Genomic DNA, 25711 nt, shown 5'->3' with positions numbered 1-25711 from the left:
AACCATATGACTTCATACATATCTAGAGATGGTAATTTATGGTTTTAAAAGATATTCAAAAAGTCCGATTGGTTCAACTAATAATCAGTGGGGGATGCCCCACTGATTAAAGTTTCACTTTATCCTCCTTTTTGAACAAGCACTTTTAGAAAAGATCCTCAAATTGCTCTTCTTCAGCCACTTCTACTGTTTGTAGTACGATCTTCTCTGTATTAGCAATAGCATCTTCAATAAGTGGTGTAAAGTCATATTTTGATTCAAAGCGATTTGCTTTTTCACGCTTGGGTTTTGTCGCTGGGCTTGCTGGTGTAAATACTGTACAGCAGTCCTCGTATGGACGAATTGAAATATCATACGTTCCAATTTCATTTGCAATTTTAATAATTTCTAGTTTATCCATCGTAATAAGCGGACGAATTACTGGATAGTTTGTAACTTCATTAATTGTATGCATACTATCTAACGTTTGGCTCGCTACTTGTCCAAGACTTTCACCAGTCGTGATTGCAAGTGAATTACGCTCTTCTGCAATACGTTCTGTAATACGCATCATCATACGGCGCATTACTGTCATAGAATAACTAGATGGAATCTCTTTATTGATTGTTTTTTGCACTTCCGTAAACGGAACAAGGTGAAGCGTCAAACGTTTGCAATACTTCGTTAACTCTTGCGCTAAATCAATTACTTTTTGCTTCGCACGCTCACTTGTGAATGGCGGACTATGGAAGTGCACTGCCTCCACTGATACACCGCGCTTCATTGTTAAGAAAGCAGCTACTGGGCTATCGATTCCACCAGAAAGAAGTACCATTACTTTTCCGCCAACACCAACTGGTAATCCGCCAGCTCCCATGCGCTCATCACACATAATGTAGCTATAACCGCTGCGAATTTCTACGCGCACATTCACATCTGGATTATGAACATCTACTGTAATGTCTTCTGTATTTTCTAAAATATGACCACCAATCTCTGGAAGTAACTCCATCGTTTGCATTGGGAATCGCTTATCGGAACGGTGCACTGTAATTTTAAATGTTTTCACATCGCCTTTGACTTGTAAGAAAGCAGCAAGCGCACCTTTTTTAATTTCTTCTAATTCTGATGGCACTTTCATCGCTAAGTTAAACTTATGAATCCCAAATACATCTTGTAATCTGTCTGCAATCGCCTCATGGTCTTCGCCATTTAGCTCGATATACATGCGATCATGTGTTGCATCGATTTTGATATTTGGGAACTTCTTTAATTTAAATTTAACGTTATCTTTTAACGTGTTTACAAACTTGGAACGGTTTTTTCCTTTTGTCGTCATTTCACCGTAACGAACTAAAATATATTCATATGTCATCATGTTTCTTTACCTCATCACTTCGTATAATTTTGGCAATGTTTCTTTGATAATTCCTTCAAATTGTTTTACTTCTTCCATCGTGTTTTCAGGGGCAAAACTAATACGGATCGCACTTGCTGCAGCGGCATGCGGCACTCCCATTGCTACTAACACACGACTTACTTCATTTACTTTTGAAGAACAAGCTGATTTTGTTGATACATATACGTCACGTTCTTCTAGAGCATGAACCACTACTTCTGGTTTTAAACCAGCGAATGACACATTTAAAATATGCGGTGCTGCATATTGAAGCGACGTATTAATCGTTACATCTTCCATTCCTTTGAAGAAGTGGAAGAGTTCCGCTTGTAACTTTTGTAAGTGGTCACTCTTTTCTCTCATATGTTCCATTGTCATACGTAGTGCCTTAACCATCGCAACAATACCAGGTAAATTCTCTGTACCAGAACGATAACGAAGTTCCTGCTGACCACCTGATAAAATCGGATCTAATCTTACGCCATCACGTACATATAAAAGCCCTGTTCCCTTTACGCTATGAAATTTATGTCCAGATATCGAACAAAGATCAATATGAGAAGCATATAGATCAAGTGGTACTTTTCCAATCCCTTGTACATGATCTACATGGAATCTTACTTTCGGATAGTCGGTTAACAATCCACCAATTTCAGAAACAGGTTGAATCGCTCCTGTTTCATTATTCACATGAATAATCGAAACAAGGATTGTATCCTCACGAAGCGCTCGTTTTACATTTTCGACTGATACAATACCATGTTCGTTTACAGGTAAATAAGTAACATCAAAGCCAAGACCTTCTAATTGTTTATATGCTTCAAACACAGACGCGTGTTCAATATTTGTTGTAATAATATGCTTGCCACGAGAACGATTCTTCATCGCTATTCCTTTAATCGCAAGGTTATTTCCTTCCGTTCCACCTGATGTGAAAATAATCTCGGAAGACTTAACATGAAGGAGCTGCGCTGCAATCGTTCTTGATTGTGTTAATAAACGCTCTGCTTCTCCTCCGAGCGAATGAATAGAAGAAGGGTTTCCAAAATATTTCCCTGCAACCGTTACATAAGATTGAAGGGCTTCTGGATATGGTTTCGTCGTCGCACTATTATCAAAATAGATCATCGTTCTTCCCCTTTCAGCGCTGTCACATCATATAATCATATCATAAATACATGTAATTACGCTAAACATACTCAAAGGTTCCATTTTTACATACAGAAGTATACTTTTGTATTTTGAAACGAAAAACACTGCTGTATTCCGCTATTCATTATAGCAACATCATCCGAGAATTTACACAAATCTAGCACAAAAAAACAAACCCCTTTTTCATCGAGGGGTTTGTCCATTATCAACAAATTCAGCAATTTTTTGTACAACACCAGGTTCAAGTTGTTCCAGAACAGAAGCTGCTTGTTCTAAAGCTGCATCATATTCATATTCACGGAACAATCTCTCTGCATTTTCCAAGCTGTGCGCCAAGTCACCATCATGACTGCGGTAACGATTACCGTATTGGATTAGCTTTTCTACTAAGTACGCCTGGTCAATTAACTCCTGCGTCTTTTCAGATACACCGTTTACGATTGTATATGCTTCTTCTAACATACTATTTACAACATGCATATTCAGCGGTTTTAATTCTAACTGTTCATAAACACCTTGCATTGCCTCTTGTCCTCTTTGCAAATCTTCCATAATGCTTTCTGGAAGACCTGGTAAGTTAGACTTTTGCATAAAGCGTTTTGCTTCTACAATCATATGGCGCATTTCTTGTAATGTTTCACGCGCTTCAAACTCTTCCTTACGCATCGTTTGTAGCATCTCTTTATATTCTACATGAAGTACCTTCAATGTTTCACATTGCTCATAAATCTCTTCCAGTTCTTCGCGAATAACAGAAAAAGCAATATCTTGCTCCGCAATACGTAGTTGTAACACTTCAAAGCGTTTCATTAAAATATGCATTTGTTTTTCAATCAATTTTTGTGACTCAATGTCTTTATCTTGCAACTGATAGCTTTGTTTCACAAATTGTGTTTCGGATTTTGTCTCAATTGCTTTTTCATGAATTTCCTCTAAATCTTCATAAACAGTAACTGACTGTTTCTCTACATAATGCTTCGCATGTACTTCTTGTTCTAATTGATCATACAACGTATCCAAACGCTTTTTTAAGCCTTCTATTTTCTCGCTTACTTCTGTTATATAAAGCTCTTCCAAATCAATCAGACATGTTTGTAGTTGTTTGTTCATCTCTCGTACTTCTTTAGGGATTTCTAAATGATTTAATACATATCCTTGTCTTTTCATATCATCATGACCTTGTAATAAATCATCTAATTGTACTGGTAATGTCGCTTGACACTCCACTAATAAATCAGGAACTTCATGAACGATAATTTCTAAGTTCGCTAATCCATCTTCCAAACTCTTTACAATGTCACGCGCCTTTAAGTAATCACCGTTTGCTGTTGCCTCGTCAAATTCTTGAAATTTCGCCTGTTCTATATCAAGTAACTCTTCAATTTTCTGTTCGGATTGTCCAAACATATGACGATGAGCGAGTACGCTCTTTTTCATACTACGATATGTATCACGCAACTCTTCAATTTCCGAACTATTTTTCTCATAGCTCTCTAGCAATTGTTGCAATTCATTTAACATCTCCGTAATGCGGTTATCCGCTTCATCTAAATCACGAATGGATTCACTCATCAAACGTTTTGCTTTTCGGAAGGAAAATTGTGAGGCTGATTTCTGGGCACTTTCTAATGTTTTATCAGCTTTTGGCAGAAGGTTTGTAACAATTTCATCCCATTCTTCACGCCACTTTCCAAACAGTTCTTCTGTTTGTCCAGTCATATTTAAATCCTTAACCCGCTTCAATTCATCTGCAACAGGTTTATCTTTTATTTCTTGTTTCCACTGCTCAAGTGCTTCAATATCTTTATATAAACGATTTCTTATCACGAGCTCTATCATGAGCAGCACTAGAATAGAGCTTACTACGATGATAACGATCGTCAGGATAGAATCCATGCAAAATAGCCTCCTATTATCTCTCTTTTTTTGTCCGTTCCGTTTATGAAATGGAAGGCATTATGTATAAAAAGGGAAATCCCCTATATTTAACAACTAACAATGTACTAATCATACCATGTAATGATGTGTTTTTGACCTAGTTTTTTTTAAAATTTCATGTTTCTTTTGTTGTGTTTGTAATATCGCTCCCTAAAAATTTCTGTATCTTCTTTTTCATGCGTTTATAAATATTCACTGTAACGCCTGCAATAAAGATCTCTCTTCCCTATGCGATATAAAATAAATCACTCTCGTTAACGCCGGTTCCACATGTATAATACTAATCCCATCTTGCACTGCCTGTTCCACTGCCATTTCTGGTAATAGCGTAATACCAAGACCCGCTCTAACCATTGCAAGCATTGGCTCAGCGTATGATGTTTCTACTGCGATAGTTGGTTTAACACCCATTCCTTTGAACGTTGTCATAATCATTTTTCTAATATCACAAATTTCCGGATAAATAATAAGCTTTTCATGTTGTAAATTCTTTATTTGAATCGTATGTTCATCTTTATAAACGTGTTCATTCGAAACAACACAAACAATATTTTCCTTTTTCACTTCTTTAACAAACTTGGCTCCCGCCACTTCCGAATCAACTAACATCGCATCAATCTTTCGCTCTCGAAATAATTCCATTAGTACTTTCGTATGTTCAATTTTCCATTCTACTTCATATGTTTCTAATGAATCTCTACATTTTGATATGTAATAAGCAGCTAAACTCGGCAATACACCAATTGAAATCTTTTTCTTTTCTTGATACCCCTTGAGCTCTCCTTTCAAACCATTTATTTGTTCTATAATTGGCTCAATCCGTTTTATAAATAGTTCCCCAGCATCTGTTAACTCTACGCCTTGTGCAGACCGTGTTAATAACTTGACTCCTAAGTCCGCCTCCAACCTTTGAATTTGTTTACTAAGGGCTGGCTGTGAAATGTGCAGACGCTTACTAGCTTTTGATAAGCTTCTCGTCTGCTTCACCTCAATAAACGATTGTACTGCTTCAAAATCCATTTCATATACACCTCTAACAAAAAGTTATAACCGCTATAACAAATCACTATTTCCTGTCCATAGAAGGGGAGCGCTATACTCATCTCATGCTTATTTTTATGAACTTACTATATCTAAATAAGAAGGAGAAAGATACTCTTGGATAAAAAACAAATACTATTTGGTTCTCTTTTATGCTTACTTGCCGTAACAGCTTGGGGCTTTATGTTTCCCGTTATGGCCAGCGCTCTACAATTTATAGACCCATTCTTTTTCACTACTTTTCGTTACGGATCAGCCGCTATTATTTTTACCGTACTTCTCTTCATGATTGAAGGAAAACGTGCTTTTCACTTAGAAAAACAAGCTTTCTATTTGTTATTTTATGGTACAGTCGGTTTTGCTGGATATGGATTTCTTGTTTTCTACGGACAACAAGTAGCAGGACCTTCAGGTGCTATTCACGCAGCCATGATTCAATCTCTCATGCCACTGCTTGCTTTACTATTACAATGGGGCTTAAAAAATAAAAAACCACAAAACTATACATTTCTTTGTATGTTTTGTGCACTTATAGGCGTGCTACTTGTTATTTCCAAAGGCAATATTCATCTATTATTTGGAACAGCAAGTCATATCTCCACCAATATATTCATGCTCTCTGGCGTTATTTGCTGGGTTATTTACACAAACGGTGGCTCTCATTTTCCAACTTGGTCGCCACTTCGTTATACAACACTTACATGTTTATTCGGATCCATTTCGCTCGTTCTCACTGTTACTTTACTAACATATATGAACTTGATTTCTGTACCTACATTCCATACGATTGCTACAGTGCGATTTGAATTATTGTATATGTCCATTATCGCTGGAGTTATCGCAGTCTTTTGCTGGAATATGGGCAATCGCCTTATTTCATCTATTAACGGTATCTTATTTATGAATTTAGTTCCTGTGCTTGCACTTATAGGTTCCATTTTTAGAGGATATCAAGTTGAAAAGATTGAAGTAATTGGAGCGATCATGACAATTATCGCGTTACTATGTAACAACTTATGGCAACGAAAACAAGAGCGTATGCAAGAAGAAATCACTTCTTGAAAAACATGCCCATAAAATACCCCTACCTACAATATGGCAGGGGTATTTTACATATGAACCGCTCTCGGCAAAGGGTAATACATATGTGTTGCACATAATATTTGCTCCATCCATTGCTCTACTTCTTTCGTATACATTTCCAAAAAGAATGTTTCTGACGGAAACGAATGCAGCACCTCCGATATATACTGCGGATATAAATACGGCATATTTATCATGCCTTTTAACTGCGTCATAAACATTGTAAAAGACACCTTTTGAAACTCCTTCTGCACTTGTCCTTGTTTAATAATTTGCTCTATATAATATCTTTCTTTAGAAAAATAAACAGTCATCACTTCCCGGATTAACGTTGTATCAAGGGAGAGCTCTCTATAAAAGAATCGCGTAAGTTCCCTATGATCAAACTGATAACGTAAAATCCCTCGTACGGTTTGATTCATCACTTCTTTAGCTGACAAATAGTCTCTTTGTTCAAATGACCTCTCAATTACCCCAATATATCCTTCTAAGAAATCTGTTATAAGCTGTTCTAATAAACCTTGCTTTCCAGCAAAATAATATGAAATATTAGCCACATTCACATCCGCCCGCTTTGCAATATCTCGCACCGATGTTCCATCGTATCCTTTCGTATTAAACAATGAAATTGCCGCATCAATTACCTTTTGTTTCGTCTGCTTCATGCGCTCACTTCCTCTCAGCCTGAACAGCTATAGTGTAAATTTCTTGACTTTTAAGACAAATTCCTTTAATTTTCTATCGACAAAGTCATATGAAATACAGCGTATTTTGCTATAATTTTACATTTATCGATAGAAAGGGTGACGTTTCCATGTTTACAAAAGAGAGTTATGCAGGATCACGTGAGCAGCAATATGAAACGGTAATTAAACAACTTGATGCATTATTAACTGGTGAATCAAATGTAGTCGCTAATTTAGCAAATGCTTCGGCTCTTCTAAACCAATTTTTAGAGCGCATTAATTGGGTTGGCTTTTATGTAACAGAAGAAAATCAACTTGTACTTGGACCTTTTCAAGGAATGCCAGCATGCGTTCGCATTCCATTTGGACGCGGTGTTTGCGGCGTGGCAGCTGAAACAAAAACAACGCAGCTTATTGCTGATGTTCATCAATTTCCAGGTCACATCGCTTGTGATAGCGCCTCTAATTCTGAGATTGTTGTACCCGTCATAAAAGAAGGTAACGTCATTGGTGTGTTAGATATCGATAGTCCTGAAAAAAATCGCTTCGATGAAGTAGATCAACACTACTTAGAAAAATTTGTGGAAACGCTCCTCAAACATATGTAAAAGATAAGAGCCACCGATTTCATAGATCGATGGCTCATTTCTTATTCTCCGTTCACATGAGAAAATGTATCCGATAGCTTCTGCAGTGCATCCGCTAAATCTAGGGTAATATCCTCCCATGCTTCTAATCCAATAGATAGGCGTATTAAATTATCAAAAATACCCATTTCATGGCGTACTTCTGCTGGAATAACAGCATGTGTCATCGTTGCCGGATGCTGCACTAATGTTTCTGTATCACCAAGACTTACTGCAATCGTAATAAAATTCAACTCATTCATAAATGCTTGTGCTTCTTCTTTTCCGCCTTTAATCGTAAATGAAATCACACCGCCCCCGCGCTTCATTTGGCGAGATGCTAGTTCTCCTTCTGGATACCATACCGCTTCAATACTCTCGTGATTTTTCAAAAACTCGACCACTTTTTCCGCATTATCACAGTGCCGATCCATTCGTACAGCTAATGTCTTTAAGCCACGGAGCAAGAGCCATGCATCAAAAGGTGCCATAATTCCGCCAATATCTTTTCGAATCGGGCGAATTTGTTCAGCTAACTCCTTCGTTTTACAAACCGTCACACCCGCAACAACATCTCCATGTCCACCAATATATTTTGTTGCACTATGAAGAACAACATCACATCCAAGTGTAAGAGGTGTTTGTAAATAAGGTGAACAAAATGTATTATCAACAACGACAAGCAGTTCATTTTGTTTTGCAACTTTTATAACCTTTTCTAAATCGATAAGTTTCATTGTTGGATTAATGGGTGTTTCAACAAATATCAACTTTGTATTTGGGCGCATACTTGCCTGAATCTCTTCTTCGGTTTCCATATCACATAATGAATGTGTAATCATAAACTTCTCTTTTAACACTTCTAAAAAACCGTACGTACATCCATACAAACCGTTTGAACAAATAATATGATCTCCAGCACGTAAAAATGCGAGAAGCGTTGCCGAAATTGCGGCCATTCCAGAACCGAACGCTAAAGCCGATTCTCCCCCTTCTAAAACAGCCATACGCTCCTCAAATAATTCCACAGTTGGATTTCCAAGTCTGGAATAAATGTAAGATGGATCCTGTCCAGCGAAACTTGCTTCTCCTTGCTGCGCTGTTTCAAATGTATAAGTTGACGTTTGAAATAGCGGTGGCGTTAAACTCCCTTTATGCATCTTAGAATCATACCCGTGGTGAATCAATGCTGTTTCTATCTGTTTCTTTTTCATACAAACATCCCCCTTATATCTTTATTTTATGTAAGCGTTTTCTATCTGTTGCTATCCTTTCTTTCATACTGTTTCGAATTCCTTCTTGCAATTTCCAAACTTTACATGTATAAAACAAAATGGAAACTCGCTTGACGAAATTCCATTCAAAAGATATAATAGCGTTTGTGTAAAATAAAAAGGCAGCCTTGTAATGTGAGTTTATCGTTTGTATTTTGTTCCTCCATTTTGAGGTGTATCTCGTAACTCCCTGCTGCTGGAGCGAAGGTACATGAAAACAAAATGCGCATAAATGTCGATTACGTCTGTTTTTATTTTACGAAAATAAAAACACTTAAAGGAGGAGTCAACTATGGCTCGTTATACAGGTCCAGCTTGGAAACTGTCTCGTCGTCTTGGAATCTCTCTAAGCGGCACAGGTAAAGAATTAGAAAAACGCCCTTACGCACCAGGTCCTCACGGTCCGAACCAACGTAAGAAACTTTCAGAATACGGTTTACAATTACAAGAGAAACAAAAACTTCGTCACATGTACGGCATGACTGAGCGTCAATTCCGTCGCACATTTGACCAAGCAGGTAAAATGCCAGGTAAACACGGCGAAAACTTCATGATCCTTCTTGAAGCTCGTCTTGACAACCTAGTTTACCGCATGGGCTTAGCTCGCACTCGTCGTGCAGCTCGCCAATTAGTAAACCACGGCCACATCATGGTAGATGGCGCTCGCGTAGACATCCCATCTTACCGCGTAAAACCTGGTCAAACTATCAGCGTTCGTGAAAAATCTAACAGCCTTGTTGTTGTTAAAGAAGCGATCGAAGTTAACAACTTCGTACCAGAATATTTAACTTTCGATGCTGACAAATTAGAAGCTACTTACACTCGTCACGCTGAGCGTGCTGAGTTACCAGCTGAAATTAACGAAGCATTAATCGTAGAGTTCTACTCTCGTTAATGACAAAAAGCCGATCCTTTTGGATTGGCTTTTTTCATTCTTATAATACTTAAAAAGGATGATACTGAAAGTGACAGCTATCTTTATCATCCTTTTTAACTTTCTCTTATATATAAAATAAAATTATTTATCTTCTTGTTTTTCCACATATACATAAGCATCTTTAGGACTTTTATGTACATCACTTTGTGTATTCTCAGCAAGCTGACTGGCATTTAGCAAAGAAAAAATAATGAGCGCTTCTAGTGACATCTTGTTTTACCACTCCTTTCATTTTCACCTTATACCATATATCATACTCCCCCCTTGTGATTTTCGTATGAACATAGAAAGAAGATTAAAACAAAAAGGCTTTGAGGTTGTTGAAAAAGAAGAATTAGCGATAAAGTGGGTTGGTGGAAAAATAGTAAATGAAATTTTATCGGCGCAAATTGAAATATATCAGCGCTTTTTTGAATATATCGGGGTTTCGACAAAGGATATCGACACTCCGACAAATAATGACAAAAACAGGAGTCTGCTAGCTCCCGTTTCTCAACACTCTAAAAAAGGCTTTGAGGAGCCCTTCTCCTCAAAGCCTTTTTTATACACGTTTACTGATTAGTAACGAATTAAGAAATATTTCTTTTTACCGCGGCGGATGATTGTAAATTTACCTTCAATGCGGTCATTTTCTGTTACAACATAATCTAGTGCTTGTGTACGCTCACCATTTACGTAAATTGCACCATTTGTTACATCTTCACGCGCTTGACGTTTTGATGGTGAAATTTTGCTTTCTACAAGTAAGTCGATTAATACTGTATCTTCTGCACTGCGCTCTACAGATGGTACATCTTTGAAACCTTGCTCAATTTCACTTGCAGTTAGTTCAGCCACAGAACCGCTAAATAATGCTGCAGAAATTTTAATCGCTTGCTCTAATGCTTCCGCGCCATGAACAAGTTTTGTCATTTCAGAAGCTAAAGCTTTTTGTGCTGCACGTTTTTCTGGTGCTTCAACTACTTGTTTTTCTAGCTCAAGAATTTCTTCATGAGATAAGAATGTGAAATACTTTAAATATTTTACAACATCGCGGTCATCTGTATTAATCCAGAATTGGTAGAACTCATAAGGAGTTGTTTTTTCTGGGTCTAACCAAATTGCGCCGCCTTCTGTTTTACCAAACTTCGTACCATCAGATTTTGTAACAAGTGGAATTGTTAAACCAAATGCTTTCGCATCTTCTTCTGATTTACGAATTAATTCAAGACCTGCTGTAATGTTACCCCATTGGTCACTACCACCAATTTGCAGGCGGCAACCGTGTTGTTGGTATAAGTTTAAGAAGTCATATGATTGTAAAATCATGTAACTAAATTCAGTAAATGAAATACCAGTCTCTAAACGAGATGCTACTGTATCTTTTGCTAACATGTAGTTTAAACCGAAGTTTTTACCGATGTCACGTAAGAATGTAATTACATCTAAGTTGCCAAGCCAGTCATAGTTATTAGCCATTGTTGCTGGGTTGTCCACATTTTCAAACTCTAAGAAGTTTGAAAGTTGGTTTTTAATACTTTCAGTGTAGTAAGCAACTGTATCTTTCGTATTTAATGTACGCTCTGCTTTTTTACCACTTGGGTCTCCGATCATTCCTGTACCGCCACCAACAAGTGCGATTGGTTGATGACCAGCTAATTGGAAACGACGCAACATTAATACTGGTAACATATGACCGATGTGTAAGCTGTCCGCTGTTGGGTCAAAACCACAGTATAATTTTACACTTTCTTTTTCTAATAATTGCTCTAAACCTTCAGCATCTGTTTGCTGATTAATTAGTCCGCGAAATTCAAGATCTTGTAAAATACCCATATCCTACATACTCTCCTTTAAATTAATAGAGCGTGAAATGTGAAAACATAAAAAAATCGCCCCTCAAATAAGGGACGATTTTGATCATCGCGTTACCACCCTAGTTGCAGGCAAAAGCCTACCACCTCATTCACATAACGGCTCAGCACCGTCTTTTCCCTTTTGAATACAATTCAATCGAAAAAAGATGCTCTAGGGGCGTAATTCGCGATCATCTATGTGCTGATTTCCACCGACCATCAGCTCTCTAAAACAGGGAAATGATCACTACTTCTCCCTTTCCACGCTCAGTTATTTATATACTTTTCTTTATACCATCATTTATATAGGCGTGTCAAATAGAGCTTGAACATTACATGCATTCCTATATATCCTCTTACTTCTTTACTTTTGAAATCGTCATCCCGTCACCGATTGGAATAAGCAAAGATTCTAACTGAGAATGATTGGCCACAGTTGCATTGAACTTCTTCATTAACTCTGTATAACGTTTCGGTTTAGCACCTGAATTTGCTACACTACCGCCCGCAAGTACGTTATCAGTCACAATTAAAGCACCTGGTTTCGCCAGCTCAATGCAATATTTCAAGTAATTTTCATAGTTTTCTTTGTCAGCGTCAATAAAGAAAAAATCAAATCGCTTATGATCATCAACTAATTGTTCCAGGCTCTGCAAAGCCGGTCCCGTAATATATGATACTTGATCATCAAAACCAGCTTTCGATAAATTACTGTGTGCTAACTTTGCATATTTTTCCTCTAATTCAAGGGAAGTTAACTTTCCTTCTTTACCAAATCCTCTAGCAAGACAAATTCCACTATAGCCACCAAGGGCCCCTATTTCTAAAACACTTTTAGCTCCTGAAATAGATACGAGCATGGTTAAAAGTTTTCCTGAGGAGGGGGATACCGATATAGAAGGCATCCCATTTTCTTGTATGGATGAAATCACTTTTTCCAAAAAAGCATCTTGCTTCGAAAACATTGAATCGATATAACTGTTAACGAGATTCATTTCATTCCATCCCTTTCTCACTACGCTCTTTTCTATCCGATGTAGTAGCTTCTGTCACTTCATCTTTCTCATCCGGTATTTCACTTGCTTCACTTTCATGTATTTCAAATAATTGAATAAACTCGTTAATTACCATATCAATGGCTTTTAACTCCCCAACTAAAATTTGATGAATTGATTGAAACTCTGGTGCATCTAGTTGTTGCTTAATCGTTGAACGTTTCACATTCATCATCTCTAAAAAAGCAATTGCTCTCCCTCGGCGGAAAGTTTTTGGCCCACGTTGTGAACTATCTTTTCCTCTGTGACGCTCACCACGATGGTGGCCTTCTTTCTTAAATTCTTTAAACTTTTCTTTTCTCATTATAAAAACGCTCCTTTTGTATACGAATGTATACGCATTGTTTTTTATTAATTGTATACATTTGTATACAATGTGTCAATGTGAAACAAATAGACAAGATACCTTTTTCAGGTTGCATTACCTTGAATATTCCGAAAAATTACAGTAATTTTCCAATCACTATTTACACTAAACAGAGTAAAACTCTAATCAATAGGGGTTATTCATCCCATTGATTCTCAGACCTCACCAACCGAACTTTTACAGGATAAAATCAACTTCCTACTTTCTTTAAACTATTTTCTTATATAAAGAATTAATAGTTTAAATTTCACTACAAAAGCCAAAGAGTATACTCTTTGGCTTTGCTTTATATAAATCACTTTATTTCTTTTATTACCTTCGCTGGATTCCCACCAACTACAACGTTATCAGGAACATCCTTCGTTACAACTGCACCAGAAGCAATCACCGCATTATCGCCAATTGTAACCCCCGGATTAATAATGGCTCTCCCGCCAATCCAAACGTTATTTCCAATTGTTACTGGTTTACCAAATTCTTTGCCACTAATGCGTTCAATTGGATCAAGCGGATGCGTCGCAGTATAAATATGAACCCCTGGGGCTAACATACAATTCTCACCGACTGTTACAGGACATACATCTAAAATGACGCAATCAAAATTCGCATAAAAGTTTTCACCAACATGAATGTTATAGCCGTAATCACACTTAAAGGAAGATTCAATATGAATATTATCCCCTGTCGTTCCGAATAGTTCTTTTACGATTGCACTACGTTCTTCTAATTTCACTTCTGGCGTATCATTTAACCTTCTCGTTAATATGCGAGCTTGCTCCCTCTCTTGTACTAAGGTCGAATCAGCAGGTATGTACATTTCCCCTTGTATCATCTTTTCTTTTTCTGTTTTCATTTTACTATCCCCTTTAACTCATATATATAAGTTTTACACCTTTATCATAACACAAAAAAAGAAAGGCCTGAACGTATTAGTCCAGACCTTTCTCTCTTAATCTTCCATCGTCGATAAATCACCTGTTGGTAAGTTTAACTCCCACGCTTTTAACACGCGTCGCATAATTTTACCACTTCTCGTTTTCGGTAATTTATCTCGGAATTCAATTTGTCTTGGAGCTGCATGAGCTGCTAAGCCTTTTTTCACAAATTGACGAATCTCTTCTTTCAATTCATCAGATGCTTCATATCCCGCGCGCAGTGCGATAAAGGCTTTAATAATTTCTCCGCGCACTGGGTCTGGAATACCAATTACACCAGCTTCCGCTACAGCAGCGTGTTCAATTAACTTACTTTCTACTTCAAATGGACCAACGCGCTCACCTGATGTCATAATTACATCATCAATACGCCCTTGGAACCAGAAATACCCATCTTCATCCATGTAAGCAGAATCCCCTGATACATACCAATCTCCTGGCATGAAGTACGACTCATATTTTTGCGGATTGTTCCAAACTGCGCGCATCATTGCTGGCCAGCCTTTTGCAATTGCTAAGTTCCCCATTGTATACGGTGGTACTTCATTCCCTTCATTATCAACAATCGCTGCCTTCACGCCTGGAATTGGTTTACCCATTGATCCCGGGCGGATTTCCATACAAGGATAGTTACAAATAACTTGTCCTCCAGTTTCTGTCATCCACCATGTATCATGAATGCGAAGACCAAATGCGTTCATTCCCCAGCGAATAACCTCTGGATTTAACGGTTCCCCAACACTTAATACGTGACGAAGTGCTGATAAGTCGTATTTCTTAATCGCTCCTTCACCAGCTCCCATTAACATACGGAATGCTGTTGGCGCACTATACCAAACTGTCACGCCATAATCTTGCAACGCTTCGTACCATGCATCTGGGCTAAAACGTCCTCCTAAAACGACATTTGATCCACCCACTAACCACGGTGCAAAAATGCCATAAGCAGTTCCTGTCACCCAGCCTGGATCCGCTGTGCACCAGTATACATCGTCTTCTTTTAAATCAAGCACCCATTTTGCTGTTTGATAATGCTGCACCATTGCATTTTGTGCATGAAGAACACCTTTTGGTTTCCCAGTAGAACCAGACGTATAATGAAGGATTAATCCATCTTCGCGATCTAACCATTCAATTTGCAGCTTATTAGAAGCTTGTTCAAATAATGGATTAAATGCGACAAGCTTTCCGCCTTCTTCTACATTCTCTCCAACAAGAAAGACTGTTTTTAATGCTGGTAAATCATTTAATGGTACACGCTCTAGTAATTCAGGCGTTGTAATTAACACCTTTGCTTCACTATCTTCTAAGCGATCACGTACTGCTCCTTCCATAAATGCTTCAAATAACGGCCCAACAATTGCACCTAATTTGACTGCACCAAGAAGCGCAAAATATAATTCTGGTGAACGCGGCATGAAAATAAAAACGCGATCGCCTTTTTCGACATCACCATAGTTTTTTAGGACATTTCCCGCTTTATTGGAGAATTCCTTCATTTCTTTAAATGTATATTTCTCTTTACGCGATCCGTCTTGATAATAAAGCGCTACTTTATTCTTCCGATCAGATTTCGCATGTTTATCAATTGATTCATACGCCATATTTACTCGGCCTGTTTCATACCAGGAAAAGTTTTTATTCACCTCTTCCCAGTTAAAACCCGCATATGTTTCTTCATAGTTCAACAAATTATTTTCTCCTTTAATAACTGGAAGCGTTTCTACTTTCATACTTTACATCCCCTCCTATGTATTCTATTATCTATTATAATGATATTATTTAAAATTTTCAGTATATTTGTTGTTTTTTAGACAAATTTTTACTGACAAAATTCGATTCACATCGCATATACTGTAAGGTACGATATATAGTAGATTCACAAACCCTCAAGGTGGTGAGTAAAACATTGATTCATAGAAAAATATATAATGCAAGAAACTTGAAAACGGCGCGAGGAACTTTAATTATTGAAGGCCCGGTGTCTACACATAATCTCGAAATGCATGAATTTCATCCAGACTTAGTTGCATTTCGTCCTGCTGAACAGCAATATAAAGCAATTGTTGAAATTTCTAAATTACCAGAAGCTCGTCTCATTATTGCGAGACAAGACCAAACAATTGTCGGATATGTTACATACTTATATCCTGATCCGCTAGAACGATGGTCAGAAGGAAACATGGAGAATTTAATTGAACTCGGAGCAATTGAAGTTATTCCAGCAGTCCGTGGATGCTCTGTTGGAAAAAATCTATTAGAAGTTTCTATGATGGATGACCATATGGAAGATTATATTATATTAACGACTGAATATTATTGGCACTGGGATTTAAAACAAACTGGTTTGAATGTTTGGGAATACCGCAAAGTGATGGAAAAGATGATGAATGCTGGTGGATTAGAATGGATGGCCACTGATGATCCAGAAATTTGTTCTCATCCCGCTAACTGCTTAATGGTTCGCATTGGCAAACGCGTTGATACAAACTCCATCCAAGCATTTGACCGTTTACGCTTTCAAAATCGTTTTATGTATTAAGAAGGGAGGCATATTCCATGATTGTAGAAGAAATTATGAATCATGATGTAATCACACTGCATCCAGATGACACAATCGAAACCGCAATCCGAACCATACGTACAAAAGGCATTCGACATATTCCAATTGTCGGTCATAACAACAACGTAGTCGGTATTATTTCTGACCGTGATGTACGTGATGCAAGTCCATCCATTCTCGATGAAAAAGTGTCAATGGATATGCTTAAACAACCGATTCAATTAATTATGAAACAGCCTGTAATGACATGCCATCCGCTTGATTTTGTTGAGGAAATTGCGACGCTATTTTTTGAAAATAAAATCGGTTGTCTTCCTGTTACAAAGAGCGGTAAACTTGTTGGAATCATATCGGAATCCACAGTATTGCATACACTCGTCAAGCTAACAGGTGCTCACCAGCCAAGTTCACAAATTGAAATTCAAGTAAAGAATGAACCTGGTATTCTCGGAAAGGTAGTTGCTATTTTTAGTGAATTGCACATTAATATTGTGAGCGTTCTCGTCTATCCAGCAAAAGATGAGAATGATAAAGTACTCGTTTTCCGCATCCAAACGATGAATCCTCTAAGAGTGATCGAAACATTAGAGAAAAAAGGCTATCATGTCTTATGGCCAAACATTATGGGGATGCAGGCATGACAAGTGCCTTCATTTATTCAGATGATTTTCGGGGCTATTCCTTTAGCCCTGAACATCCCTTTAATCAGCTTCGCGTTACACTCACCTACGATTTATTAGAAAAAAGCGGGCTTATTCATCCTTCTCAAGTCATTCCACCGCGAATGGCAACTGATGAGGAAATTGCTTTCATTCATACAGAGGAATACATAAATGCGGTAAAACGTGCTGGAGAAGGAAAATTAGAACAATCAATCGCCATGTCATATGGCCTTGGAACAGAAGATACACCTATGTTTCCAAATATGCATGAAGCGAGTGCATTACTTGTTGGTGGTACATTAACAGCTGTAGATGCCGTTCTTTCAGGCCAAGTAAAGCATGCATTAAATTTAGGCGGCGGACTGCACCACGGATTCCGGGGGAAAGCATCTGGTTTTTGTATTTATAACGATAGCTCTATCGCTATAAAATATATGCAGAAAAAATATGGATTGCGTGTTTTATACATTGATACAGATGCCCATCACGGCGATGGTGTACAATGGTCCTTTTATGATGACCCTAACGTCTGCACCATCTCACTACATGAAACAGGGCGCTATTTATTTCCGGGAACCGGCGCTGTAAACGAGCGTGGTCAAGGCATGGGCTATAGTTATTCTTTTAACGTTCCACTCGACGCTTTTACAGAAGACGAATCTTTTTTACAATCTTATCGTACAGTTGTGAAAGAAGTCGCAGCTTACTTTAAACCGGATATCATTTTAACGCAAAACGGGGCCGATGCACATTATTATGACCCTCTTACTCACCTTTGTGCAACGATGCAAATTTATCGTGAAATTCCAAAACTTGCTCATGAAATCGCCAATGAATACTGCGACGGGCGCTGGATTGCGGTTGGCGGTGGTGGCTACGACATATGGCGCGTCGTTCCAAGGGCATGGGCACTTATTTGGCTCGAAATGAACAACATCCAAAACATCTCAGGTTATCTCCCACCAGAATGGATTGAAGCTTGGAAAGGACAAGCACCTACAGATCTTCCTCTTACATGGGAAGACCCTAACAACATGTATAATCCTATCCCCAGAAAGCCAGAAATTGAAGAAAAAAATGCATTAACAGTGGCAAAATCTCTTGAAATTATTCGAAATAATACAAAAAAGGCTTTATATTAAATGATAAGAATAGGAGATTTTCTCCTATTCTTATTTTATGGAGGAGAATATTCATGTGGAAACGGCATCTCTTACATACAAAACGCGGTATTTTTGAAATTTTTACAAAAGGCATTGGTGAACCACTATGTGTTACACATCATTACTCCCAATTTAACGAAACCGGTGATTATTTTGCTGAAAGCTTTACTTCTACTCACCAAGTATTTCTTATTAATTTAAAAGATGCCGGTCACTCTGCAAAAGCTACAATGGAAAGCGAATTAAGTATGCACGAAACAATTGAAGATTTAGAAGCTATAAAGGAAGCTTTGCAATTGTCTTCATGGCATTTCACTGGTCATTCTACAGGTGGTATGCTTGGACTTTTATACGCTATTAGCTATCCAAATTCCTTGCAATCTTTAGTTATTGTCGGTGCTGCTGCTAGTGATTATACGAAAATACCAGATTGTATTTATCATCCTGATCATCCGCAATTTCAATATATGCAAGACCTTATCGAAGAATTGAAATTCCCTCATCTTACACAAGAAGATCGAAGAAAACTATCTATTGAACGGACCAAATTATCTTTACATCAGCCCGACCGATACGAAACTTATTTTTCCAAACCTATCTATAAGACTATGGCAGTGAGTCGCATGAATGCTTTTGCTAAAGAATATCCACAATTTGATGTAAGAGATGATCTCTCCTTAATCAAAACAAAAACACTCATCATTTGCGGAAATCATGATATTCAATGTCCAATGAAATATTCTATCGAGATGCACAAAGGTATACGTGGTTCTCTCTTTATTCCATTTGAACATAGCAATCATTATCCTTTTTTAGAAGAAAGTCATCGGTTTTCCTCTATCATTCAAACTTTTTATACAGTATTACAACACGAAAGCAGTAGGTACTAAATCGCCTACTGCTTTCATATTTTCCTTCTCTATTTTGCTACAAACGTGACCTGATTCGCAGTTGCCCAGCCGTTCATCGGTACAACCGTGTATTTCTTACCTGACTGCAACGTTGCACCATTTTGTAAATCAAAGATTCCTACCGCTCCTTTTCGAGAAGAAAAACTATATTGTGCTTCTAGTTTATTTCCATCTTCCCCTTGTAATTCTACTTTTCGTCCAGCAAACAGTTCCATATTCGGATCTGTTCCTAACGTAATTTGAATTGACTTATTATCTATCGCTTCTGCACTTTGAATCGTAAGTGGCTCAATAGCTCCCGCAGTAAATGTTGGATTTTTAAGCGTCGCCCAATCAGACGTTATTGTATATGTCATACCTGATTGTAACGTTTGACCAGCAGGTAAACGAAACTTCGGTGCTTGTCTGCCATCTGCCGCTTGTGTAAACGGAACATATCCTACTACAATTTGTTCCCCTGAGCTTGATGTAATTGTTAGTTTCCGATCTCGCAGCGAAGAAATAATTTGATATTGTTTTCCTTCTTTATCTTTATTTTCTTCATCTAACTGAAACGCTTGATCTCCTCTTCCAGCTTTGTATGCCTCAATAATGTTTGCATAATCTGTCACACCGTCTTCTAAAAAGGATTCAATTTCAAATGTATCATTTGTCACTTGTTTCGCTTGGCGAATATTAATTTTTTCAATACTCGCCTCGAATTTTTCCTTTTTCCCACCTTTATAACTTACCTTATATTTTGTGCCTGGTTTTTGAACTGTAACAGGTACAATATATGTACTTGTAGCTCCTGTTTTTAATCGTGGTACATTCACAATTTCTAAGCCGTTATCAAATACAAAATTTTTCTTAATTGCCTCTAAATTTTCCGGATTTACCTCTTCTTCTGATAAAGGCTTAGAAAATGTTAGTTGTAATGTCATTGCGTTTAATGGCTGTAATTTTGTAATTTGTGCTTCTTGTTGCTTCTTTTCTTTTTTCTTTTCTTGTTTTGTCTCCTGTTTTGCTTCTACTTTTGTTTCCCCTTGTGCACAACCTGTTACCATTACTGTAAATCCAATCATGGCTGGTACTAAAAATTTAATTTTTTTCATCCTTATACCCCCAAAAATAATTATTTTATTCAAGCATCTAACACTCATACAACAGATACCCGTGTTCTCATATCTCCTTATCTGCTCACTTTCTTTCTGTGATACCTATAATAGATAGAAAGTATAAAGTGCCAATAAATAAATTATTAAAAAAAGATTAAATAAAGGTAATATATTTTTTATCTCACTCCCCTTAAACATAAAAAAACCTGTCTATACTTTGACAGGTTTACTATACGTTAAAACGATATCCAGCTCCCCACACCGTTTCAATATACTGCGGATGAGCAGGGTCTCTTTCAATTTTCTCACGTAACTTTCTCACATGAACAACAACTGTAGCTAAATCTCCAGCTGAATCTAGTCCCCAAATACGCTCAAATAATTGTTCCTTGCTTAACACTTGATTCGGGTTCATCACAAAAAATGTTAGCAAATCAAATTCTTTCGTTGTAAAAGCAATTTCTTGATTGTTTATGAAGACTTTTCTAGCACGTTGATCAATAGAAATCCCATGAATATATAACATATCTCGCTGCTTGATCATATTTCCAGATAATCGTTCATAACGAGCGATATGTGCTTTTACTCTTGCAACTAATTCACTTGGGCTGAACGGCTTTGTAATATAATCATCCGCTCCGAGCCCAAGCCCACGAATTTTATCTATATCTTCTTTTTTGGCTGAGACAAGTAAAATAGGAATATCTTTCACAGCACGTATTTGTTTACAAATTTCAAATCCATTCATTTTAGGAAGCATGATATCTAAAATGATTAGATCATATTGTTCCTGTAAAGCACAGCGCAATCCTGTTTCACCTGAATGTTGTACATCAACTTGAAAATCATGAATCTCTAAATAATCTCGCTGCAATTCTGCAATACTTACTTCATCTTCAATTAGTAACACTCGCTTCAATTTACTCACCACATTCCTGTACTTTTTTCAATGAGAAGAAAATACTTGTGCTTTCTCCCAATTTACTTTCCGCCCAAATTTCTCCGCCGTGTTCTTCAACAATTTGCTTTGCGATAGCCAAGCCCAGCCCACTTCCACCTGTACTAGAATTACGGGATTGTTCGGCACGGTAAAACCGTTCAAAGATATATGGAAGTGTATCCGATTCTATACCCGATCCATTATCCGTAACTCTCACTACTACCGTATTCGCTTCATCTAGTAATGTAACCGTAATTTCTTTCTGCATTTTATCCATGTACTTCACACTATTATGAATTAAATTAGATATAACTCGCGTTATTTTCTCACGATCAGCGGTTACATATAATGGCGGTTCACCATATGATTGTAAGCATAAATGGATTCCATCCTTACTTAAATCCATCTGTATCTCTTCTATTAAATCTTCCATAAACGTATACAATTCTATCGTTTCAAATTGAAACGGCACCCGATTCAAATCTAATTTTGAAAATAAAAATAGCTCATCAATGAGTGTATCCATATGTCTTGCCTTTGTATAAATTGTTGTTAAATATCTGTCCATCTTCTCCGGTGTATTTGCAACTCCATCTTTTATCCCTTCTACATATCCAATAACAGATGTAATTGGTGTTTTTAAATCATGAGAGATATTCGAAATAAGCTCTTTTCGATTCTCTTCATATTGCGCTTGCACTTCAATTGATTCTTTTAATTTCTGCCTCATTTCTTCAAACGCTTGATTTAATTGTCCAATTTCATCATGAGACGTAACTGGAATTTGAAAATGTAAATCTCCTTCTTTAATTCTTTCAGTTGCACCCTTCAATATGAGAATAGGTTTTATCACACTTCTCGAAACGAAATAACTTAATAACCCAATGATAAAAATGGCTAAAAGCAATAACGATATAAATAAAATAGGAAATAACTTTTGCGTTAAATCTACATATGAGCTTTGCTTATTTAATACAAATATACTTCCTTCCTCATGATGAGGAAAATAAAAATCAAACTTTACATAACGATAAAATGTATCATTTAGTTCAGCAGTACCACGACTATTAATATTCGTTGCTTCAAATTTCGGGAGAGCTTCTTTTAAATTAGAACCTTCAATATCTTCTGATGCATATGAAATTGTTTCCCCTTTTCTTACAACTATTTTCACACCTTTTTTCTCTAATGATGGCATCATTGCTTCATCGAATAGTTGTGGTTGATTCTGCTTAGCTGCTAATTTTAATTCAAGAAACGCATTTTCTTCCTCTGGTGTCAGTGGCTTTTGAATATAAGAACTCTTGTAGAAGTTTTTCACTGATTCCAAATTCCCTGTTATAGAAAAAACAATTAAAAAACCCGTAATTAATAAAAGAGTAATTGAAACAAAAATAACTGCAATATAAGACAACAGAAACCTTGTTTTAATAGACATGATCTAATTCCTCACTTTATCCCGCATTAACGGGCAGTAAAACTCCCACCTCAAGATTCAGAGAAAAACGAGGAAGATAGGTGGGGGATAACTGCCCGTAAAAGCCCGATTGGTTCAACTAACCATCAGTGGGGAATGAAACCTACCCCACTGATGGAAGTTTCACTTTATAAACCTTCCTATGTTATTCATAAGCATAAGGAGATATTTCCGAATACTCAAGCGATTTTATAGTTATTTTAGCAGTAGTTTATGAAAAATTAATATTTATATTTTAAAGTATAAAGTGAAGTACCTATCTTCTAAGACAATTCTTACAAAATTATAATTCCTTACACTTATCAATGAGAAAGTGGTGAGATTCAATGTTAAAAAGAACTTTAAGTATGATATGTTGTGTATTCTTTTTACAAGGTTGCACACAAGATCAAGAACCTAAAAAGGAGATGGAAAGTATGGAAAAACAACTATTCACAGCTACAGAACGAGGAGAGACAGCTACCGTTCTATCATTGATTCAGCAAGGAGCAAATATAAATGTAACAGATAGTCAAGGACGCACCCCTGCTATGGTTGCTACATATGCAAATGATGTGAAAACTGCACAAGTACTGATTGATGCCGGAGCTAATGTAAACATCCAAGATGGGATGAAAAATAATCCATTTTTATACGCTGGCGCTGAAGGGTATGTAGAGATTCTAAAACTAACAATTGATGCTGGAGCCGATCCAACACTTACAAATCGTTATGGTGGAACAGCTCTCATTCCCGCATCAGAGCATGGGTATATCGAAGTGATAAAAGAACTTTTGACTCGAACAAATATTGATGTAAACCATGTTAATAACCTCGGATGGACAGCATTAATGGAAGCTATCGTACTGAGTGATGGGAATAAAGATCAACAGCAAGTGATACGTTTATTAATTGAACATGGCGCAGATATACATATTCCAGATCATGATGGAGTTACCCCACTGCAACATGCACGTGCTCACAAATTTAAAGAAATTGAAGGGATTTTATTACAAGCCAGTGCACAAGAATCGAACGTTCATAAATAAGAAAGTACTACGAGTATATCTAAATTTTAATTTTGCCTTTCCCCGCACACTATGCTACAGTTATTCCGTCAAACATAGCTACACAGCTAGACAACCTATATATATTTATAACAGGGTGGGAAAATATATGAACAAACCTCGAATTGGAATGATTGGATTAGGTGGTATCGCACAAAAGGCTTATCTTCCAACACTTACAAAAGAAATAGATTGGACATTTGTAGGAGCGTTTACACCGAATACTGAAAAACGCAAACAAATTTGTGAGCAATATCGTATTCAAGACTTCACTAGCTTACAAACTCTCGCTTCAGAGTGCGATGCAATGTTTGTCCATAGTTCCACTGCAACACATTACGAAATTGTTTCTGAGCTACTTCAAAAAGGAATCGATGTTTATGTCGATAAACCGTTAGCTGCTACTGTCGAACAAGCTGAAAAATTAGTAGAGCTGAGCGAAAAACATAACCGAAAACTTATGGTTGGCTTCAATCGTCGCTTCGTTCCCATGTATGTTGCCGCGAAGGAACAAGCAAATGATGTTTCATGGATTCGTATTGAAAAGCATCGCACAAACAAAGTTGGTCCATACACATATGACTTTACAATGCTCGATGACTATTTACATATCGTCGATACAGCGCGCTGGTTGGCTGATGGTGATCTTCGTGTTGTTCACGATATGATGCAAATTAACGAAAAAAACGAACTCCTTTATGGGCATCATACGTATACAAGTACAAACGGTACATTGTTTTCTACCGCTATGCATCGTCATGCTGGTACAAATTTAGAACAAATTGAACTTGTCACAACAGGGAAAATCATTCGTGTAAAAAACATGAACACATTAGAAATCGAGCAAGATAATCGTATTACACAAAGCGGTTCACCTTCATGGGAAACGACATTAAAACAGCGTGGATTTGAAGGTGCTGTACAACATTTCATAGATTGTGTACAAGGAGATACACAGCCAATGGTTGATGGAGTAGAAGGTTTGAAATCACAGCAACTGTTAGCGTCATTACTACAATTAACTATATAAAGCAAAATAAAACAACCACTCAGTCATAAAACTAAATGGTTGTTTTATTTTTGCTATGCGTTTTTACGTTTCATAAACAGTATCGAACCTACAGCTAGTAATAATCCCCCAGCTACAATAAAAATCCAATTTGAAAGATTTGAACCAGTAGCCGGTAATAATCCTCCTATTGTCGATTCTTTCTCTGCTTTCGATGATTCTTTCTCTATTTTTGATTGTACCTGTTCTTTTGCTGGAAGGTTGTTATCTGGATGTGTTGTTGTACCCGGTGTAACTACCTTTTCAGGTTTCTTTTTATCCTTTACAGTATGTTTAATAATTTCTCCATCTTGCTTGATTTCAAATGGAAATGTTTCTTCATTAATTAAATATCCTTCTGGTGCAAATGTTTCTTTATACGTATATTTTCCATATGGTAATTTTTCGAATTTCGCAATTCCCTTTTCGTCAGTTTTTCCTTTTACTACTTCTTTTCCTTGTTCATCGTAAATCGTAAATTCAGCTCCTGGAAGCTT

The 25711-nt window shown here is 37.1% G+C and carries 26 protein-coding genes and 1 other annotated feature; of the genes, 10 read left to right on the top strand and 16 right to left on the bottom strand.

What is annotated here, in order from left to right:
- Positions 1-145: 145 nt before the first annotated feature.
- From thiI to AAIE21_RS27450, 4 genes are all read right to left on the bottom strand, one after another.
- Complete coding sequence (gene thiI, locus AAIE21_RS27465) at positions 146-1357, bottom strand: tRNA uracil 4-sulfurtransferase ThiI (protein WP_343269617.1); 1212 nt, start codon at positions 1355-1357, stop codon at positions 146-148.
- 6 nt (positions 1358-1363) lie between these two features.
- Positions 1364-2506 (bottom strand): cysteine desulfurase family protein, encoded by a 1143-nt coding sequence (locus AAIE21_RS27460; protein ID WP_343269616.1) that lies wholly within the window; start codon positions 2504-2506, stop codon positions 1364-1366.
- Between the two features lie 207 nt (positions 2507-2713).
- On the bottom strand, positions 2714-4426 hold the full coding sequence (gene ezrA / locus AAIE21_RS27455; RefSeq protein WP_343269615.1) for a septation ring formation regulator EzrA: 1713 nt from the start codon (positions 4424-4426) through the stop codon (positions 2714-2716).
- Between the two features lie 234 nt (positions 4427-4660).
- On the bottom strand, positions 4661-5488 hold the full coding sequence (locus AAIE21_RS27450) for a LysR family transcriptional regulator (protein WP_343269614.1): 828 nt from the start codon (positions 5486-5488) through the stop codon (positions 4661-4663).
- A gap of 138 nt (positions 5489-5626) precedes the next feature.
- On the opposite strand from AAIE21_RS27450, the gene AAIE21_RS27445 reads away from it, so the two are divergent.
- Positions 5627-6571, top strand: coding sequence for a DMT family transporter (locus AAIE21_RS27445; protein WP_343269613.1), 945 nt, complete (start codon positions 5627-5629; stop codon positions 6569-6571).
- 47 nt (positions 6572-6618) lie between these two features.
- Here the strand turns inward: AAIE21_RS27445 and refZ are convergent, their stop codons facing one another.
- Positions 6619-7257 (bottom strand): forespore capture DNA-binding protein RefZ, encoded by a 639-nt coding sequence (refZ, locus tag AAIE21_RS27440; RefSeq protein WP_343269612.1) that lies wholly within the window; start codon positions 7255-7257, stop codon positions 6619-6621.
- A gap of 149 nt (positions 7258-7406) precedes the next feature.
- On the opposite strand from refZ, the gene AAIE21_RS27435 reads away from it, so the two are divergent.
- Complete coding sequence (locus AAIE21_RS27435) at positions 7407-7886, top strand: GAF domain-containing protein (RefSeq protein WP_343269611.1); 480 nt, start codon at positions 7407-7409, stop codon at positions 7884-7886.
- A 41-nt stretch (positions 7887-7927) separates the two neighbouring features.
- On the opposite strand, the gene megL is transcribed toward AAIE21_RS27435, so the two are convergent.
- On the bottom strand, positions 7928-9118 hold the full coding sequence (gene megL / locus AAIE21_RS27430; RefSeq protein WP_343269610.1) for a methionine gamma-lyase: 1191 nt from the start codon (positions 9116-9118) through the stop codon (positions 7928-7930).
- A gap of 352 nt (positions 9119-9470) precedes the next feature.
- On the opposite strand from megL, the gene rpsD reads away from it, so the two are divergent.
- On the top strand, positions 9471-10073 hold the full coding sequence (gene rpsD / locus AAIE21_RS27425) for a 30S ribosomal protein S4 (RefSeq protein ID WP_000135315.1): 603 nt from the start codon (positions 9471-9473) through the stop codon (positions 10071-10073).
- Between the two features lie 123 nt (positions 10074-10196).
- On the opposite strand, the gene AAIE21_RS27420 is transcribed toward rpsD, so the two are convergent.
- The gene (locus AAIE21_RS27420; RefSeq protein ID WP_343269609.1) at positions 10197-10325 is read right to left on the bottom strand and encodes a transporter; all 129 of its coding nucleotides are present in this window, start codon (positions 10323-10325) and stop codon (positions 10197-10199) included.
- Between the two features lie 67 nt (positions 10326-10392).
- Between AAIE21_RS27420 and AAIE21_RS27415 the strand changes: the two genes are divergently transcribed.
- Complete coding sequence (locus AAIE21_RS27415; RefSeq protein ID WP_343269608.1) at positions 10393-10677, top strand: hypothetical protein; 285 nt, start codon at positions 10393-10395, stop codon at positions 10675-10677.
- On the opposite strand, the gene tyrS is transcribed toward AAIE21_RS27415, so the two are convergent.
- The 5 genes from tyrS to acsA all read right to left on the bottom strand — a co-directional run bounded on the left by tyrS (position 10674) and on the right by acsA (position 16040).
- Positions 10674-11930, bottom strand: coding sequence for a tyrosine--tRNA ligase (tyrS, locus tag AAIE21_RS27410; protein WP_343269607.1), 1257 nt, complete (start codon positions 11928-11930; stop codon positions 10674-10676). The genes AAIE21_RS27415 and tyrS overlap by 4 nt on opposite strands.
- Positions 11931-11997: 67 nt before the next feature.
- Positions 11998-12223, bottom strand: a binding site (T-box leader).
- A gap of 83 nt (positions 12224-12306) precedes the next feature.
- A complete protein-coding gene (locus AAIE21_RS27405; RefSeq protein ID WP_343269606.1) occupies positions 12307-12945 on the bottom strand; it encodes an O-methyltransferase in 639 nt (212 codons plus the stop codon).
- 1 nt (position 12946) lies between these two features.
- Positions 12947-13309: a hypothetical protein gene (locus tag AAIE21_RS27400; RefSeq protein WP_343269605.1), complete on the bottom strand. Its 363-nt coding sequence runs from the start codon at positions 13307-13309 to the stop codon at positions 12947-12949.
- Between the two features lie 358 nt (positions 13310-13667).
- On the bottom strand, positions 13668-14225 hold the full coding sequence (locus AAIE21_RS27395; RefSeq protein ID WP_343269604.1) for a maltose acetyltransferase domain-containing protein: 558 nt from the start codon (positions 14223-14225) through the stop codon (positions 13668-13670).
- Between the two features lie 96 nt (positions 14226-14321).
- Positions 14322-16040, bottom strand: coding sequence for an acetate--CoA ligase (acsA, locus tag AAIE21_RS27390; RefSeq protein WP_343269603.1), 1719 nt, complete (start codon positions 16038-16040; stop codon positions 14322-14324).
- Positions 16041-16216: 176 nt separating this feature from the next.
- Between acsA and AAIE21_RS27385 the strand changes: the two genes are divergently transcribed.
- The 4 genes from AAIE21_RS27385 to AAIE21_RS27370 are packed head-to-tail and all read left to right on the top strand — an operon-like array spanning position 16217 to position 19585.
- On the top strand, positions 16217-16849 hold the full coding sequence (locus AAIE21_RS27385) for a GNAT family N-acetyltransferase (RefSeq protein WP_343269602.1): 633 nt from the start codon (positions 16217-16219) through the stop codon (positions 16847-16849).
- A 17-nt stretch (positions 16850-16866) separates the two neighbouring features.
- Positions 16867-17511 carry an acetoin utilization AcuB family protein gene (locus AAIE21_RS27380; protein ID WP_343269601.1) on the top strand — a complete coding sequence of 215 codons (645 nt, stop codon included), beginning with the start codon at positions 16867-16869 and terminating at the stop codon, positions 17509-17511.
- Positions 17508-18674, top strand: coding sequence for an acetoin utilization protein AcuC (locus tag AAIE21_RS27375; protein ID WP_343269600.1), 1167 nt, complete (start codon positions 17508-17510; stop codon positions 18672-18674). Before AAIE21_RS27380 ends, AAIE21_RS27375 begins: the two co-directional genes overlap by 4 nt.
- Before the next feature lie 53 nt (positions 18675-18727).
- Positions 18728-19585, top strand: a complete 858-nt coding sequence (locus tag AAIE21_RS27370) for an alpha/beta fold hydrolase (RefSeq protein ID WP_343269599.1) — start codon at positions 18728-18730, stop codon at positions 19583-19585.
- A 29-nt stretch (positions 19586-19614) separates the two neighbouring features.
- Here the strand turns inward: AAIE21_RS27370 and AAIE21_RS27365 are convergent, their stop codons facing one another.
- From AAIE21_RS27365 to AAIE21_RS27355, 3 genes are all read right to left on the bottom strand, one after another.
- Positions 19615-20700 carry a hypothetical protein gene (locus tag AAIE21_RS27365; protein ID WP_343269598.1) on the bottom strand — a complete coding sequence of 362 codons (1086 nt, stop codon included), beginning with the start codon at positions 20698-20700 and terminating at the stop codon, positions 19615-19617.
- Between the two features lie 232 nt (positions 20701-20932).
- Positions 20933-21622 carry a response regulator transcription factor gene (locus tag AAIE21_RS27360; RefSeq protein ID WP_343269597.1) on the bottom strand — a complete coding sequence of 230 codons (690 nt, stop codon included), beginning with the start codon at positions 21620-21622 and terminating at the stop codon, positions 20933-20935.
- A 1-nt stretch (position 21623) separates the two neighbouring features.
- Positions 21624-23081, bottom strand: a complete 1458-nt coding sequence (locus tag AAIE21_RS27355; protein ID WP_343269596.1) for a sensor histidine kinase — start codon at positions 23079-23081, stop codon at positions 21624-21626.
- 365 nt (positions 23082-23446) lie between these two features.
- Between AAIE21_RS27355 and AAIE21_RS27350 the strand changes: the two genes are divergently transcribed.
- Entirely contained in the window at positions 23447-24148 is a 702-nt protein-coding gene (locus tag AAIE21_RS27350; protein WP_343269595.1) for an ankyrin repeat domain-containing protein, read from the top strand.
- A 127-nt stretch (positions 24149-24275) separates the two neighbouring features.
- Positions 24276-25196 (top strand): Gfo/Idh/MocA family protein, encoded by a 921-nt coding sequence (locus tag AAIE21_RS27345; RefSeq protein WP_343269594.1) that lies wholly within the window; start codon positions 24276-24278, stop codon positions 25194-25196.
- Positions 25197-25249: 53 nt separating this feature from the next.
- On the opposite strand, the gene AAIE21_RS27340 is transcribed toward AAIE21_RS27345, so the two are convergent.
- Positions 25250-25711: prealbumin-like fold domain-containing protein (locus AAIE21_RS27340; RefSeq protein ID WP_343269593.1), on the bottom strand; the 462-nt coding region annotated here is incomplete at its 5' end.

It is taken from the genome of Paenibacillus sp. 102 (genome assembly GCF_039549175.1).
In the GTDB taxonomy this organism is placed as follows: Bacteria; Bacillota; Bacilli; order Bacillales; family Bacillaceae_G; genus Bacillus_A.
This window is presented reverse-complemented; position numbering and strand designations above follow the sequence as displayed.

Bases quoted from the DNA above. Each gene is read 5' to 3' on its own strand.
- AAIE21_RS27460 (WP_343269616.1), bottom strand. From the start codon at position 2,506: ATGATCTATTTTGATAATAGTGCGACGACGAAACCATATCCAGAAGCC.
- rpsD (WP_000135315.1), top strand. From the start codon at position 9,471: ATGGCTCGTTATACAGGTCCAGCTTGGAAACTGTCTCGTCGTCTTGGA.
- AAIE21_RS27365 (WP_343269598.1), bottom strand. From the start codon at position 20,700: ATGAAAAAAATTAAATTTTTAGTACCAGCCATGATTGGATTTACAGTA.
- AAIE21_RS27405 (WP_343269606.1), bottom strand. From the start codon at position 12,945: ATGAATCTCGTTAACAGTTATATCGATTCAATGTTTTCGAAGCAAGAT.
- tyrS (WP_343269607.1), bottom strand. From the start codon at position 11,930: ATGGGTATTTTACAAGATCTTGAATTTCGCGGACTAATTAATCAGCAA.
- AAIE21_RS27350 (WP_343269595.1), top strand. From the start codon at position 23,447: ATGTTAAAAAGAACTTTAAGTATGATATGTTGTGTATTCTTTTTACAA.
- AAIE21_RS27450 (WP_343269614.1), bottom strand. From the start codon at position 5,488: ATGGATTTTGAAGCAGTACAATCGTTTATTGAGGTGAAGCAGACGAGA.
- AAIE21_RS27435 (WP_343269611.1), top strand. From the start codon at position 7,407: ATGTTTACAAAAGAGAGTTATGCAGGATCACGTGAGCAGCAATATGAA.
- refZ (WP_343269612.1), bottom strand. From the start codon at position 7,257: ATGAAGCAGACGAAACAAAAGGTAATTGATGCGGCAATTTCATTGTTT.
- ezrA (WP_343269615.1), bottom strand. From the start codon at position 4,426: ATGGATTCTATCCTGACGATCGTTATCATCGTAGTAAGCTCTATTCTA.
- AAIE21_RS27380 (WP_343269601.1), top strand. From the start codon at position 16,867: ATGATTGTAGAAGAAATTATGAATCATGATGTAATCACACTGCATCCA.
- AAIE21_RS27420 (WP_343269609.1), bottom strand. From the start codon at position 10,325: ATGTCACTAGAAGCGCTCATTATTTTTTCTTTGCTAAATGCCAGTCAG.
- AAIE21_RS27415 (WP_343269608.1), top strand. From the start codon at position 10,393: ATGAACATAGAAAGAAGATTAAAACAAAAAGGCTTTGAGGTTGTTGAA.
- acsA (WP_343269603.1), bottom strand. From the start codon at position 16,040: ATGAAAGTAGAAACGCTTCCAGTTATTAAAGGAGAAAATAATTTGTTG.
- AAIE21_RS27400 (WP_343269605.1), bottom strand. From the start codon at position 13,309: ATGAGAAAAGAAAAGTTTAAAGAATTTAAGAAAGAAGGCCACCATCGT.
- AAIE21_RS27395 (WP_343269604.1), bottom strand. From the start codon at position 14,225: ATGAAAACAGAAAAAGAAAAGATGATACAAGGGGAAATGTACATACCT.
- AAIE21_RS27355 (WP_343269596.1), bottom strand. From the start codon at position 23,081: ATGTCTATTAAAACAAGGTTTCTGTTGTCTTATATTGCAGTTATTTTT.
- AAIE21_RS27370 (WP_343269599.1), top strand. From the start codon at position 18,728: ATGTGGAAACGGCATCTCTTACATACAAAACGCGGTATTTTTGAAATT.
- thiI (WP_343269617.1), bottom strand. From the start codon at position 1,357: ATGATGACATATGAATATATTTTAGTTCGTTACGGTGAAATGACGACA.
- megL (WP_343269610.1), bottom strand. From the start codon at position 9,118: ATGAAAAAGAAACAGATAGAAACAGCATTGATTCACCACGGGTATGAT.
- AAIE21_RS27345 (WP_343269594.1), top strand. From the start codon at position 24,276: ATGAACAAACCTCGAATTGGAATGATTGGATTAGGTGGTATCGCACAA.
- AAIE21_RS27375 (WP_343269600.1), top strand. From the start codon at position 17,508: ATGACAAGTGCCTTCATTTATTCAGATGATTTTCGGGGCTATTCCTTT.